This window comes from Roseateles sp. T103 (assembly GCF_057219915.1).
The window spans coordinates 204564-219449 of record NZ_JBXVVS010000005.1; the positions used below are offsets into that span (position 1 = coordinate 204564).

Sequence of the window (14886 nt, forward strand, 5' to 3'; positions counted from 1 at the left end):
CTAATGCGCAGACCCTCGCCGCGCCATCGATCTGCGGGGGGATTCGGGGCCAGTCCGGCTGTTCCAGCCGCCGCTTCTGACCGAGACTGCGCTACTGGCTAGGCCTGCGCCCGGCCCTCAGCAGCATTCGGCACCGTGATCAAGGACAACCCGGACAACCTCAGCAGCCTGGTCGGCGACGACGCCTCGACGTCGGAGCAGCGCTCCGCCATGGAGGCGCTGCTGCAGCGCCATTCGATCGGTCTGTTCCTGCTCGTCGCGACGCTGCTGTCCTTCACCGCCGCGCTGCTGCTCTGGCTGACGATAGGGCCGAACGAGCCGCTGAACGGATGGGCGCCTCCCGGACTGGCGCTGCTCACCGGCGTGCTCAGCGCCTTGGCGCTGTGGCGCCGCGACCAGCCCAGCGTAGGCCCCTGGCTCGCCACGCTGATCATGGCGCTGGCCATCTGTGGCGCGGCTGCCATCGTGATCTCGCGCCAGTTCGGCTTCCAGGGCGCGGCGCTGGGCATGATGGGCCTGATGGTCGCGCTCAGCACGGCACTGCACGGCCCCCGCCACGGCCTGCCGCTGTTCCTGCTCGGCCTGGTCGTACTGGGCGTGATCGGCTGGGCCGAGTTCAACGACTACGGCAGGCCGGTGCTCGGCCCCGACCATCGCATCGTCGGGCCCGCCGTCACGCAGCTGCTGCTGCTGGTGATCGGTCTGGTCGTCGGGCTGGGCACGCGCCGCATGATCAAGCGATCGCTGCGTGAGACCTCAGAGCGCAATGCCCGTTTCCGCCACCTGCTGGGCATGGCGGCCGATTGGTACTGGGAGATGGACCGCGAGTTCCGCTTCACCCACATGGTCGAGAACCAGCAGGGTACCTCGGGCCTGGACCTCCAGGCCCGCCTGGGCAAGACGCCCTGGGAGATCGAGGGCATGGGGCTCACCGACGACGAGCTCGATGCGCACCGCGCCGACCTCGAATCGCACCGCGCCTTCCACGGCATGGTCGCGCGCCGCCGCGGCAGCGATGGCAGCTACCGCTTCGTCTCGATCAGCGGAGAGCCGCGCTTCGACCCGCAGGGCAATTTCCGCGGCTACTGGGGCGTGGGCCGGGACGTCACCCACGAGGTGCAGGCCGAGCAGGCGGTAGCCGCCACCGAGACGCGCTACCGCGAGCTGTTCCGCCGCTCGCCCAGCCCGCTGGTGCTGCACCGCTGGGGCCGGGTGCTCGATGCCAACCCGGCGGCGATGGCGATGTTCGGCTACACGCAGCGCTCCAGCATGATCGGTCAGGACCTGTTCTCGCACTACGAGCCGGGGGACGACGAGCGCGCTCGCCAGCGCACGGCGAAGCTGGAGAACATGCCGGTGGGCGCGCTGCTGCCGATGGCCGAGTTCAAGCTGCGCACGCTGTCGCGCCGCCGCCGCCTGGTGCAGGCCACCAGCGTGCGGGTCGATGCCGCCAGCGGCCCCGCGACGCTGACCTTCTTCATCGACCAGACCGACACCTCGCGTGCGCAGGAGGCGCTGCGCCGATCGGAAGGGCTGCTCTCGCACCTGGTGGCGACCAGCCCTGACGTGATCACGCTGACCGAGATCAGCTCGGGTCGCTTCGCGATGGCCAACAAGACCTTCGAGCAGCTCACCGGCTACAGCTCGGAAGAGATTCTCGGCCGCACCTCCGAGGAGCTGGGCATCTGGCAGGACCTGGCCGACCGCGAACGCATCGTCGAGGGCATACGCCGCCATGGCCGCGTCACCGATGTGCCCGCCAACTTCGTGGCCAAAAACGGGCAGGTGCTGTCGATGGTGATCGCGGCCGCGCCTTTCAATATGGAGGGCCAGACCTATCTGGTCTTCAACGCGCGCGACGTCACCGAGACCGAGCGCACGCGTCTGGTTCACGCGGCCATCCTGCAGAACGCCTCGATCGGCATCTGCCTGACGCGAGAGCAGCATTTCATCCAGGTCAACCCAGTGGTGGACGAGATGTTCGGCTGGACGCCGGGCACGCTGCTGGGCCAGCATGCCAGCGTGGTCTGGCCCAGCGCCGGCGACTACACGGCGGTGGACGAGGAGCTGGGCCCCCGGCTGGCTGCGGGCGAGCAGGTCGAGTCGGAACGCATGATGCGCCGCCGCGATGGCAGCACCTTCCTGTGCCGCATGCTGGCCAAGGCGGTTGACATCAGCCATCCCAGCCGCGGCGGCACGATCTGGATTCTGGAAGACGTCACTGAGAAGCGCCGCGTCGAGGCCGCGCTGGCACAGGCCAAGGACGAGGCCCAGGCGGCCAACCGCGCGAAGAGCGCCTTCCTCGCCAACACCAGCCACGAGATCCGCACGCCGCTCAATGGCCTGGTCGGCCTGGCGCGCATGCTGCAGCAGCCCGACCTGGACGAGGGCAAGCGCCGCGAGTACCTGGACCAGATGCTCGACAGCGCCGAGAGCCTGTCGGGCCTGATCTCCGACATCCTCGACCTCTCGAAGATCGAGGCGGGCCGACTGACGCTGGAGACCGTGCCCTTCGCGCTGCGCGACATGCTCGCCACCATGCGTCTGGCCTACCTGACGCTGGCGCAGGCGCATGGCCTGGCCTTCAGCATCGAGGTCGCGCCGGACGTGCCGGCCTGGGTGGTGGGCGACCCGGTGCGCACGCGCCAGATCATCAGCAACTACCTGAGCAATGCGCTGAAGTTCACGCAGGCCGGCTCGGTGGGCGTGAGGGTGCTGCGCTCGGCGCAGCAGCCCGCACCCGGCGAGACCGGCATGATCCGCATCGAGGTCAGCGACACCGGCCCAGGCATAGACCCGGCGCTGCACGAGCGGCTGTTCCAGCCCTTCACGCAGGCCGACGAATCGACCACGCGCCGCTATGGCGGCACCGGCCTGGGCCTGTCGATCTGCCGCGAACTCGCCACGCTGATGGGCGGCACGGTGGGCGTGATCAGCCAGCCCGGCAAGGGCTCGACCTTCTGGGCCGAGCTGCCGCTGCCCGGCGCACCCACGCCGATCAGCACCACGCTGCGCGAGGCGCGCGACAACACCGACCTGCAGGGCCTGCGCGTGCTGATGGTCGAGGACAACCCGGTGAACATGATGATCGCCGTCGCCCTGCTCGAGCAGTGGGGCCTGGAGGTCTCGCAGGCCAGCGACGGCGCGCAGGCCGTGGAAGCCATCCACGCCCAGGCGAGCATGGGCCGGCCCTTCGACGCGGTGCTGATGGACGTGCAGATGCCGGTGATGGGCGGCCACGAGGCCACGCGCGAGGTGCGCCGCCGCTTCAGCGCCGAGGAGCTGCCCATCGTCGCGCTGACCGCCGCGGCCCTGGTCTCCGAGCGCGACGAGGCACTGGCCGCGGGGATGAACGACTTCCTCACCAAGCCGATCGACGCGCAGCGTCTGCGCGACACGCTGGTGCGCCTGATCGGCCGCCAGGAACGCAGCCTGCGCGAGCACTGAAGCAGCGCGCTCAGCCGCTGCCGAGTTCCGCGAGCAGCTGCTCGGCGCTGGTCGTGGCACCCGCGAAATCGAAGCGCGCCACTGCCTGGGCCAGACCACGCAGCTGCTGCGGAAAGCGTTGCGCCAGCTGCGGCCGCAGCGCTGCGAAGGCTTCGACCGCATCGAGATCGTCGCCTCGCAGCAGCACCAGCAGATCCTGCAGGCCACGCTTCAGCATCGCTTCGTCGGCCTGCGCCACAGCGCCGTCGACAGCGCCGTCCGCCTCAGGCCAGCCGCGCAGGGCGTCGGCCAGCGTCGCCAGCATCTGCTCGAGCGCCTGCAGCTTGGCCCCCCAGTCCTGCGCTGACGCGCCCGGCTGGTGCAGCCGCTGTTCGAGCTGCTGCGCCTGCTCGGCCAACTCTGCCAGCCCCAAGGTGCCGGCCACACCGCGCAGAGCGTGCAGCTGCCGCGCGGCAGCCGCGGTGTCGCCCCCCTGCAGCAGCTCGCTGCAGTGCCGGGCAGTGCCCCGTTGATCACCAACGAAGCGCTGCAGCAGGGCCGCCAGCCGGCGCGCGCGACCGCTCACGCTGCGCAGGCCCAGTGCAGGCTCCAGACCCGGCAAGGACTGCAAGCGTTGCCGCCAGACTTCATCGTCTTCGCCCGCCGGCGCCGCCGCTGCGGGCGCCGTCTCCTGCGCAGGCAGCCAGCGCTCCAGCACCTCGCGCAACTGCACCGGTTCGACCGGCTTGCCGATATGGTCGCTCATGCCGGCGGCCAGCGCCTGCTCGCGATCCCGCGCATAGACATTGGCCGTCATCGCGATGATGGGCGTGCGCGCATAGGCCGGCAGCGCGCGCAGACGCCGCGTCGCCTCCAGGCCGTCCATGCGCGGCATCTGCACATCCATCAGCACGAGATCGAAGGCCTGTGCCTGCGCCGTCGCCAAGGCCTCCAGGCCGTTGGAGGCAATGACGACCTCGTGGCCCTGCTCGCGCAGCAGCTCGGCCGCCACCTCTTGGTTCAGCGCGTTGTCCTCGACGACGAGGATGCGGTGCTGGCGCCCCTGCGGAGCCGGCGCGGCCGCCGGCTGCGACTCGGGCCCGTGGCGGCCCCAGGCGCGAGCGATCGCATCGGCCAGCGTGGCCGGCAGCACCGGCTTGGCCACGAAGGCGGCGAAGCCGCCTCGCTCCAGCTCCTCGCGCGGGCAACCGCTGGAGCCGCTGACCAGGATGCACACCGGACGCTGACGCAGGCCGAGGCCGTCCAGCCGCGCCACCAGCTCGCTGCCGCTCAGGCCCGGCATCTGCCAATCCGTCATCAGCAGCGCGAAAGCGTCGCCGTGCGCCTCGGCCTCGCGCAGGCGCTGCAGAGCCTGCTCGCCACCCGGCGCCGTCTCCACGCGTGCACCCAGCCGGCCCAGCAGGTCGGCCAGCAAGGCTCTGGCCTCGTCCATGTCGTCGACGACCAGCACATGGCTGCCCGGCGGCATGGCGCTGGTCGGCGGCGGCGCGGCGGCGGCGCGTCGCAGCGGCAGCTCGATCCAGAAGCTGCTGCCCCTGCCGGGCGCACTCTCCGCGCCAACATGGCCCCCCATCAGCTCGGCGAGCCGGCGCGAGATCGCCAGGCCCAGCCCGGTGCCGCCGTACAGCCGCGTGGTCGATGCATCGCCCTGCTCGAAGGCGCCAAACAACCGCGCCTGCTGCTCCTCGCTGATGCCGATGCCGGTGTCACGCACCGTGAAGCGCAGCCAGAGCTGCTCGCCGTCCTCACGCACCAGCTCACCGCGCAACATGATGCTGCCGCTCTCGGTGAACTTCACCGCGTTGCTGAGGTAATTGAGCAGCACCTGGCTCAGGCGCAAGCCGTCGCCATGCAGCAGCGGCGGCAGCGTGCCGATGTCGGCGACCATCTCCAGGCCCTTGGCCTCGGCCTTGTCGGCAACCAGCGCGAAGGCATTGGCGACCACGCGTTCGAGCTCGAAGTCCATCGGCTCCAAGGTCATCTTGCCGGCTTCGATCTTGGAGAAATCCAGGATGTCGTTGATCACCGCCAGCAGGTGCATGGCCGCAGCACTGATCTTCTGCACCTGCAGTCGCTGCCGCTCGCTGAGCGCATCGCGGCCGAGCAGATGGGCCATGCCGATGATCGCGTTCATCGGCGTGCGGATCTCATGGCTCATATTGGCCAGGAATGAACTCTTGGACCGGTTGGCGCTCTCGGCGGCCACCTTGGCCTCGCGGAGCGCTTGTGCCACCGCATGCTCCTGGCTGATGTCCTCGACGATGGCGATCAGCGCGTCATGCACGGGCGGCGCATCCAGGCGCGCACCGGTCAGGCGAGCCCAGAAGAGGCTGCCGTCGGCACGCTGCAGCTGCAGCTCGCGCTTGAAGGTGCCCCCCTTGCTCTGGATCTGCGCCACCCACTGCCCGACTTCGGCATGGTCGGCATCGCTGGCATACCACAGGCGCGTGGGCTGGCCCAGCAGGCTGCCGGGCATGCGGCCCAGTATCTGCTCCAGCCGCGCATTGCAGCGCATGACCTGCCGATCCCGCACCAGCGCGATGCCGACGGTGGCTGCATCGAAGATGATGCGCAGCTCTTCGTCGGCGCGCGCCAGAGCGGCGGTCCGCTCGGCGACGAGCTGCTCCAGATGCTCGCGGTGCTCCATCAGCTCGCGCTCTGCCTTCTTGCGCTCGGTGATGTCCATCGTGATGCAGCTCAGGCAGTCGCGCCCCTGCAGATGGATGCCCTTGATCGCCACCCAGAACTCGCGCGTACTGCCGTCCTTGCAGCGCTGGCGGGTTTCGAAGGCCGCGCTGTCGCCCGGAGCCGTCCTGGCCAGCCAGGCCTGCTGCTCGTCGGGGCTCAGCTGCGCCGCGAGGTCAAAGACCGTCAGCGCGGCAAACTCCTCACGGCTGTAGCCCAGCGGGGCATGGGCGGCGTCATTGAAGCTCAGGAAACGCCCGCTGTCGCGACTGACCAGCACGATGCCTATCGGCGCCAGCTCGATCATGGTGGAGTACAGCTCTTCGCGCTCGCGCAAGGCCTGCTGCGCCTGGTGCAGCGCGGTGATGTCCCTTCCCACACCGAGCACGCCGAGCAGCCGCCCGGCGCGGTCGTGGATCGGCGTCTTGGTAGCCGCAATCAGCTCGCCATGGCCATCGGCAAAGCGGCGCCAGTGCGGCGGCAGCTCGACGCTGCCCTTGCCGGCGAGCGCACGCTCATCGGCGGCGCGATACAGCGCCACCTGCTCGGGTTCGAACAAGTCCGCGTCGGTCTTGCCGACAAGGGCCTGCGCATCGAGCCCGGTCAAGGCCTGGAAGCGATGGTTGAAGATGCGGTAGGCGCCGGCGGCGTCCTTCAGCCAGACCAGATCGGGCATGCCCTGGATCAGCGCCTGCAGCTGCTGGCGCTCGTCGTCGAGGGCGCGGCGTGCCGCATCGCGCTCACGCTGCAGCGCCGAGAAGCTCAGCAGCGACTGCGCCAGCGCGCCCACCATCGTGCGGGGCTGCTCGGCCATCTTCTGGATGCTGCGCGCCAGCTCGGGGTTCTCGATCGCGCCATCGTCGCGCACGTCACGGATGGCCTCGTTGAGTATGTCCAGGCGACGCGCAAGCCAGCCGGCAATCAGCAGCCACAGCGCGCCCAGCACCACCGCCGAACCCAGCAACACCCGATGCCGCGCCGCCATGCTGTCCAGCACCTGGCGCATCTGCGCCTCGCTGCTCGCCGCGCCATGCTCCTGCAGCTGGCGGCTGAGCGCATAGCTCAGCTGTGCGAAGGCCTGGTAGTGCTGGCCGGCCTGCGAGAGTTGCCGGCTGGCCTGGCTGGCATCGATGATGCTGAGGTCGGTGCTGCGCAGGATGGCAGAACGGAACTCGTCGAACCGCGCACGTGCCTGCGCCTGCGCGACGCTCGCACCGGCTGTGCTGTGCTCCGGGTGCAGCCGCGCCAGACGCTGCTCCAGCACCTCGAGCTGATCGACCACTGCGCTGTGCTCGGCGTAGAGCCTGGCCTCGTCCATCGAGCGGTCCAGCGCCGCCTGCAACAGCGCGCTGACCCGCTGCTGCACCTGCAGCAGGCCCTCGCTGAGCGCCAGCGCCTCGGCGGAGGCATCCATGTCGGCGCGCAGTTCGGCGCTGCTGCGCGTCAGCAGCGCACGGTTCTCGCTGTCTGACCACAGCCCGTAGCCGACACCGGCACCGAGAGCCAAGGCCATCGGCACGAAGAACAAGGCGAGGAAGCGCCAGCGGCGGCCCCGCCGCACAAAGCGCAGCGCATGGCTGTTCATCACCGTGCCGCATCCCCCAACAGTTGCGACCAGCGGGCGGGCGGGATGCTCGCCAGATACTCGAAGCGGCCGTTGCTCTGCGGCAGCAGGATCAGCACCGTGCCCTCGGGCTTGACGAAGTAGCCGATCAGATCGGCCATGTTCGGTGCATGTGCGATCACGACACGGTTGCTGCCAGCCGGCACAGGCTCGGAAAGCAGCCGGCGCGTCATCTCCAGCACCGGCTGCTTCTGCGCGCTGCTGAGATTGGCGGTGTACATCAACAGTCGCTCGCTGCGACGCGGCAGTTCGGGGAAGGCCAGTTCGGCCGTCTCACGCGTGCGGCACAGCGGGCTGTGCACCACCTCGAAGATGGGCACGCGCGCACGGCGCATCGCCTCGCCGACCTGGCGGGCCAAGGCACGGCCCTCGTCATTGAGCAAGCGCTGCGTGCTGCAGTCGTCCAGATTGACCGGCACCTGGTCGGCGCGGCTGTTGTCAGTGGTGCCGTGGCGCATATAGAGCACGAAGCCACCGTTGCGCAGGGCCTCGACCTGGGCACGCGAGGCGAACTGCTCGACGAAGGCGGGCGCCGCGGCCGCCGCAGAGGTCGGCGCCACCGCTTGCGCCGCAGCCACGCCAGGCAGCAGCAGAAGCAGCCCGGCAGCGAGCGATAGGGCCCGGGGACCGCGCAGAAGTCTGGTCGCAGCGCAAGTCATCACAACTCCTTTGAACGGCTCCCGATACGGGGCTCAGTGCACATCGGCATAGCGCCGCGAAATGTCGATGAACTCATCCAGGCTGTCGAACAGCGCGTCGAGGATGTCCGGGTCGAAGTGCTTGCCGCGCCCCTCGCGCATGATCTCCAGCACCTTCTCCAGCGGCATGGCCTCTTTGTAATGACGGCGCGACATCAGCGCATCGAACACGTCGGCCACCGCCATCAGCCGGGCTGCCAACGGGATCGCTTCGCCGGCCAGGCCCTGCGGATAGCCGCTGCCATCCCACTTCTCATGGTGGCCGCCGGCGATGTCCTGCGCCACCTCCAGAAAGGCCAGCGGCGACAAGCTGTAGGCACCGGTGCCCCCCTGGGCTGCAGCCTCGTCGAAGTGCACGCGCGCGCGCGCGATGGCGTCGCCCAGCGCCTCGCGTCCGATCTGCGCGTGCTGCTTCATGATCTCGAATTCCTCCGGCGTCAGCCTGCCCGGCTTGAGCAGGATGGCGTCGGGAATGCCCACCTTGCCGATGTCGTGCAGCGGCGCGGCCCGCGAGATGCGACCACAGTGCAGCGGGTTGGCCAGTTCGGCCTGAAAGCGTGGATGCGGGCGCAGGCGCCGGATCAGCGTGGTCACGTAGGCCTGGGTGCGATACAGGTGGTTGCCGGTCTCGTTGTCGCGCTTTTCCGCCAGCAGGGCCAGCGAATGCAGGCTGACCTCCTTGATCAGCTCGTTCTCCAGCATGCGGCGGTGGACTTCGGCATCCAGATACTCGTTCTGGTGTGCCAGCCAGTCGCGCGCCTTCTTGAGCTCGAGCTGAGCGCGCACGCGCGCCAGCAGCAAGGCCGGCTTGATCGGCTTGGTGACATAGTCCACCGCGCCCAGGGCGAGGCCTTTTTCCTCGTCCTCGTCGGCGTCCAGCGCGGTGACGAAGATCACCGGGATGTCGACCGTACCGGATTGCGACCTGAGCTGGCGCAGCACCTCGTGGCCATCCATCTCCGGCATCATCACGTCCAGCAGGATCAGGTCGGGCCGCGGCTCGCTGGCCGCCACCCGAAGCGCATGGCTGCCGGAATTGGCGACCCGCACGCGATAGAAAGGGCGCAGCAGCTGACCAAGGACAGCGAGGTTCTCGGTCATGTCGTCCACCACCAGCACGGTGGCCTGCGGCTCGGGTATGGACTGCGATTCGGCAACCATGGCTCAAACAACTCCGTTGGCACCAGACGACCTCAGCATACGTGAATCGCAGCGCGGCGCGCGACTGCTGCTGCGCCTGGCGCACAGCCACGCCACAATCCGTACACCATGAAACCATCCGCCGACGATCGCAGCCGGGCCCTGGCGCTACTCCCCACCAATGGCCGGCCCGAGCTGCTCTTCCTGCTGCTGCACGGACTGGGCGCCAACGCCACGCAGATGCGGCCGCTGGCGCAGGCGCTGCGCGAACAGTACCCGCAGGCCGCCGTGCTCTCGCTGCAGGGACCTCAGCCCGACGAGCGACTGCCGGGTGGCGGCGCCGGCTTCCAGTGGTTCTCGCCGCATGGCCAGGACACCGAGGCGATCGCCGATGCGCTGCCAGGCTTCATCGCCGAGGTGCGCGCCTGGGCGGCACAGTTCGAACTGTCCTGGGAGCGCGTGGCGCTGGCCGGCTTCTCTCAGGGCGGCATGCTGGCGCTGGAGGCCGTGCAGGCCGAAGAGAAGCTGGCCGGCCGCGTGCTCGCCTTTGGCAGCCGCTACGCGAGCCTGCCCGCACACGCGCCGCAGGAGGTCAGCGTGCACCTGTTCCACGGCATGGCCGACGATGTGCTGCCCTACCAGGATGTGGTGCGTGCGGCCAAGCAGCTGGTCGCGCTGGGCGCCGACATCACCGCCGACATCCGCCCCGACATCGGCCATGAGCTGCACCCGGAGCTGATCGCCAAGGCGATGGAGCAGCTGCGCAGTTTCATTCCCGCGCGGCTGTGGCGCGAAGCGATGCTGGCCGCGGCGGAGCAGGATCGGCAGGCACCTAACTGAGACGCGAAGCGTCGCCGCTGTTTGTGGCACCATGCCGATCCAGCGCCATCCGGGGCGCTGCTGGATCCGCAGGCAGGGCCGAGCCCACCCGGAAGGACAGGAGCCCGCCTCTTGTCCCGTCATCGCATCTTCTCACCGCCTTTGTGCGGCCTGACAGTGCGGATCGCAGGCTTGATACGCATGGAGGTGTCCCTTGACGACCCACGACGGAGCTGCGCCGCAGCCCGCCCTTCCCGAACGCGCCGATCTGCAGCAGCTCAAGCGGCAGGCCCGCGAACTGCTGCGCGCCTGGCAGGCTGGCGATGCGCGCAGCCTGGAGCGCGCCGCGCCCTACTGCCGAGAGCAGCAGCCGGCCCGGCTCGCGCAGGCGCAGCTGGTCATCGCCCGCGAGTTGGGCTTTGCCGGCTGGCCGGCCTTGCAGCACGCCGTACAGGCGCAGCAGCAGGCGCGCGCGCTGGACGCCAACGCGCTGGTGACGCGCATCCTCGAACTGGCCATAGGCCGGGGCTGGGATGGCCCGCAGCCCGAGCGCGCACTGGCCCTGATGCAGCAACTGCCGCGGCACGGCGCCTGCCCGCCTGCGTTGCGTCCCGCGCTGGCCCTGGTGCAGGGCGGTCTCGACAGCCTGGACCGCTTGCCGCCTTCGACGCAGCGCCTGCCACCCTTCGACGCGCCGGCGCTGGCCTATGTCTGCTTCTCCGGGCTGCATCGCTTGGGCGAGCCCTGGTCCACGGCGCTGCAGCGCAGTGCCGAGGCCCTGCTGGCGCTGCCCGGCGCCGACCCCAACGCCCGCATGCCGGACCCCGCGTTGCCGCAGACCCCGGCAGCGGCCGGGCCGCAGGCCTCGAGCCTGCCTGTACTCTATGGCGCCATCGACCGCGCGCGCAGCCCGGCCATCGCCGCCGCGCTGCTGGCTGCGGGTGCCGAGCCCAACGACGGCGAGTCGCTCTACCACGCCTGCGAGGACCCCGAACGCACACGCGCCGCACAGCAACTGCGCCAGCTGCTGGCCAGCGGCGCGCGCTGGCAGGGCACGAATGCACTGCTGCGCCTGCTCGACTTCGAGGACCCGGCCGGGCTGCAGCTGGCGCTGGCGCAAGGCGCCGATGTCAATGAGCGCGGCCCCAGCGGCGGCACGGCGCTGCACCATGCGCTGCGCCGCGGTCGATCGATCGCCTGCCTCAGCCTGCTGATCCAGCGGGGCGCCGATCTGCAGGCCCGCGACGCGCAAGGGCACACACCCGCCACGCTGGCCGCCCTGCTGGGCGAAGCCGAGGCGCTCGCGCTACTCGAAGCGCAGGGCGCGCGCGCCGAGCTGCCATCGGCGCCGCTGCGCTTCCTGGCCGCCTGCGCCGCTGCCGATGCCGAGTCGGCCCGCTCCCTGCTGCACGAACGACCCGGACTGTTGGCCCAGCTGTCGGCGCAGGAGCTGAGGCTGCTGCCCGACCAGGCGCAGCGCCGCATGCATGAATCGGTGGCATTGATGCTGTCGCTGGGCTGGCCGGTGTCGGTGCCCGGCGACTGGCAGGCCAGCGCGCTGAACCAGGCAGCGTTCAACGGTGACGCGGCGCTGGTGCAACTGCTGCTGAGGCATGGCGCCAGCTGGCAGGAGAGCAACGGCTATGGCGGCGACGTGATGGGCAGCCTATTCCATGCCGCGGCGCATCTGCCCCAGCCCGGCGCCGATTACCTGGGTTGCCTGCAGCTGCTGCTTGCTGCGGGCGCGCCCTGGCCGTCTGCCGACGAACGCGAAGCGCTACCCGCCGAACTCCAGGCCTGGCTCGACGAGCAGGCCGAGACCTGAACCTGGCGGTCCAAGCTCAGCCCCTCAGCTAGCCGGCCGCCAGGCTCAATCGAGCGACACCTCCGTGCGCACCGTGCCGGCGCGCGCCGCACTGGCGGTGAGCGCCAGGCGCGTGCCCTTGGGGGCGCGCACCACCCACTCGCCCACCGCACGGTCGGCGGTGATCTCGCGGTTGGGCAGGAAGGCCAGCTGGGTGGCCTTGGGCGCGTGGCCCTCGAGCTGCGGGCCTTCCATGCGCTCCTTGCCGCCGATCAGGCTGATCTCGGGATCGCCGCCGGGCAGGTGGATCTCGAACATCACGCCGCGCACCACCTTGCGCTCCAGCGCTCGCTTGGTCACGTAGGCAGGCAGGTAGCCGGTGTTGGCCACCGCCATGCGCACGCGCCAGGTGTCGGGGCCGAGCGCGCGCACCTCGGTGCGCAGCAGCTCCAGGCGCGGCAGCGACAGCGCGATCTGGTTCATCCAGCCGGGGAAGCGCGCCGCCTCGCGCTCGCGCAGATGCGGCGGCGGGTTGCGCCAGTAGTTCATCTTGTCCCAGCCGCCGATCTCGATGGCGCCCAGCTGCGGATGCATGAAGGGCTTCCAGTCCACATGGGCCTGACCGCCGCATTGCTCGTCGCTCCACTTGAGCAGCTTCAGGTCGTCCTCGACCGGATGGTCGCGGAACCAGTCGATCCACTTGTAGCCTTCGATGCCGGCTTCCTTGTTGGGCGACCAGATCTCCACCACCCAGAACAGCGCGCCGAGGTGCTCATAGACCCACTGCTGTGTGCCGGTGATGATCTCCTTGGGGTGGTACTTGAAGTCGTGCCAGCTGCTGATGGCCGGGTAGCCGGTGTGCTTCTCGCCCAGCTCGGAGAAGCGCTTGATGCTCCACAGATCCTCCTGGATCATGTCGTCGTCGCTGCAGCTGCCCATCGGACGCAGGATCACGCCGCTGTAGGTGTGATAGCTGATCGCCGCGCCGATGTTCGGATGCGTGGCGAAGAACTCGACCATCGCACGCACCTCGGGCTCGCTGGTCGGGAACGGACCCGCACCGACCTGCTGGTACTCCTGGCGCCAGTCGCTGGGAAAGTTGCGATTCAGGTCCAGGCCCTCACGATCGGGGTTGACCGTGACCGTCAGGCCGTCGTGGTTCTTGATGAAGCCCTCGGGGATCAGCCGGTAGTACTCGCCGCCGAACTCGCCGGGCTCGCGCGCCACCATCAGGCGCGGCTCGTCGGGATGCTTCTTGTAGGTGCCGTTGGGGTCGGGCACGCGCATCGTCAGGATGCGGCCGTCGCCGTCGATGTCCTCCATCGTCAGGCCATCGACCGGCTCCTCGTCGTACGGGTAGGCGCGCACCGAGCTGCGGATGTGGCGCGGCCGCTCGGCCAGCGCGAGTTCGGCGCCGTCCGGGCACAGCCGCGGCACCATGTAGATCACGCGGGTGTCGAGCAGCTGCGTGACCTGCAGGTCGCTGCCGTACTTGCCGACCAGATCGTGCAGGTAGTACAGGCAGGCGGTGGAGGCGCTCAGCTCGGAGGCGTGGATATTGCCGTCCAGCCAGAAGGCCGGCTTGTCCACGTCGGCACCGGTGGCGGTGTTGGTGATCACCAGCAGCCAGATGTCCCGGCCCTCATGGCTCTTGCCGATGGAGCGCACGGAGATCAGGTTGGGCAGCGCCTCCGCATAGGCGAAGAGCAGCTGGGTCAGTTCGGTGTAGCGGTAGAACTGGTCGAAACGCGGTTGGGGTAGAGCAGGCATCGGTGCAGGACAGGACTGGAGCACAAGCAATCGATTGTGCCGACACGCCCGCCGCTGTCGAGTGCTGCAGACCCGCAGCGGCGCAGACGCGTGCGCATCGCGCCACTCACTGTCCTTTGAACAGACCCTGGAACTGGCGCGAGACCGGCAGCTTCTCCTCGCGGCCCTTGAGCGTGAGCACCATCGAGCTCTCGTCCACGCGTATCGCACTGGCGATACAGCGGCTGTTGACGATCACCGAGCGATGCACCTGCCAGAACTGCTCGGCGTCGAGCTGGGCCAGCAATTCTTTCAGCGGCGTGCGGATCAGCGCCTCGCCGCCGTCGTACACCACGCGCGTGTAGCGGTTGTCGCTCTCGAAGTAGATGACGTCCTCGGGCGCGATCATCTTCACCTCGCGGCCCAGCGAGGCCTGGATGGGCTTGGGCCGCGGCGGCGCCATGGCCGGCAGCAGCTGCTTGAGCAGGGCCTGCAGGTCGGGTCCGGCCTCGGCGGTCTGCAGCCGGCTCTTCAGCCGGGCGATGGCCTGGCCGAGCCGCGCATCGTCCACCGGCTTCATCACATAGTCCACCGCACCGGCCTCGAAGGCCGACAGCGCATGGTCGCCATACGCGGTCACGAACACCACCTGCGGCGGATTGGCGGTGGCGGCCATGCGGCTGGCCACCTCCAGGCCGGTCAGGCCTGGCATGCGGATGTCCAGGAAGCAGATCGCCGGCTCATGCGCGAGAAAGTCGTCCCAGGCATCGACGCCATGCACGCTGGCGGCCACGATCTGCAGCTCCGGCCACAGCCGGGCCAGCGCGGCGCGCAGCTGCTCGCGCGGGCCCTCCTCGTCGTCGGCGATCAGCGCGGTCAGGGGCTTGCTCGTCATCGTCATCATCATTGCTGTGCGTCCT

8 protein-coding genes are annotated in these 14886 nt (G+C 69.6%); 3 read left to right on the forward strand and 5 right to left on the reverse strand.

The annotated features are described in order from the left end of the window. Window positions 1–135 precede the first annotated feature (135 nt). Complete coding sequence (locus AC2EBS_RS15405; protein WP_484729318.1) at window positions 136–3447, forward strand: PAS domain S-box protein; 3312 nt, start codon at window positions 136–138, stop codon at window positions 3445–3447. Window positions 3448–3457: 10 nt separating this feature from the next. Here AC2EBS_RS15405 and AC2EBS_RS15410 read toward each other — a convergent pair whose 3' ends face one another. The 3 genes from AC2EBS_RS15410 to AC2EBS_RS15420 all read right to left on the reverse strand — a co-directional run bounded on the left by AC2EBS_RS15410 (window position 3458) and on the right by AC2EBS_RS15420 (window position 9615). Beyond that, complete coding sequence (locus tag AC2EBS_RS15410; protein WP_484729319.1) at window positions 3458–7717, reverse strand: PAS domain-containing hybrid sensor histidine kinase/response regulator; 4260 nt, start codon at window positions 7715–7717, stop codon at window positions 3458–3460. Further along, the gene (locus tag AC2EBS_RS15415; protein ID WP_484729320.1) at window positions 7717–8334 is read right to left on the reverse strand and encodes a histidine phosphatase family protein; all 618 of its coding nucleotides are present in this window, start codon (window positions 8332–8334) and stop codon (window positions 7717–7719) included. The genes AC2EBS_RS15410 and AC2EBS_RS15415 overlap by 1 nt, the downstream gene beginning before the upstream one ends. 114 nt (window positions 8335–8448) lie before the next feature. After that, complete coding sequence (locus tag AC2EBS_RS15420; RefSeq protein WP_484729321.1) at window positions 8449–9615, reverse strand: response regulator; 1167 nt, start codon at window positions 9613–9615, stop codon at window positions 8449–8451. A gap of 108 nt (window positions 9616–9723) precedes the next feature. On the opposite strand from AC2EBS_RS15420, the gene ypfH reads away from it, so the two are divergent. Both ypfH and AC2EBS_RS15430 read left to right on the forward strand, forming a co-directional pair. Further along, a complete protein-coding gene (gene ypfH / locus AC2EBS_RS15425) occupies window positions 9724–10434 on the forward strand; it encodes an esterase (RefSeq protein ID WP_484729322.1) in 711 nt (236 codons plus the stop codon). 193 nt (window positions 10435–10627) lie between these two features. Continuing rightward, on the forward strand, window positions 10628–12238 hold the full coding sequence (locus tag AC2EBS_RS15430; protein WP_484729323.1) for an ankyrin repeat domain-containing protein: 1611 nt from the start codon (window positions 10628–10630) through the stop codon (window positions 12236–12238). A gap of 45 nt (window positions 12239–12283) precedes the next feature. On the opposite strand, the gene AC2EBS_RS15435 is transcribed toward AC2EBS_RS15430, so the two are convergent. Both AC2EBS_RS15435 and AC2EBS_RS15440 read right to left on the reverse strand, forming a co-directional pair. Then, entirely contained in the window at window positions 12284–13987 is a 1704-nt protein-coding gene (locus AC2EBS_RS15435) for a M14 family metallopeptidase (RefSeq protein ID WP_484729324.1), read from the reverse strand. 106 nt (window positions 13988–14093) lie between these two features. Further along, window positions 14094–14861 carry a LytR/AlgR family response regulator transcription factor gene (locus AC2EBS_RS15440; RefSeq protein WP_484729325.1) on the reverse strand — a complete coding sequence of 256 codons (768 nt, stop codon included), beginning with the start codon at window positions 14859–14861 and terminating at the stop codon, window positions 14094–14096. Window positions 14862–14886 lie beyond the last annotated feature (25 nt).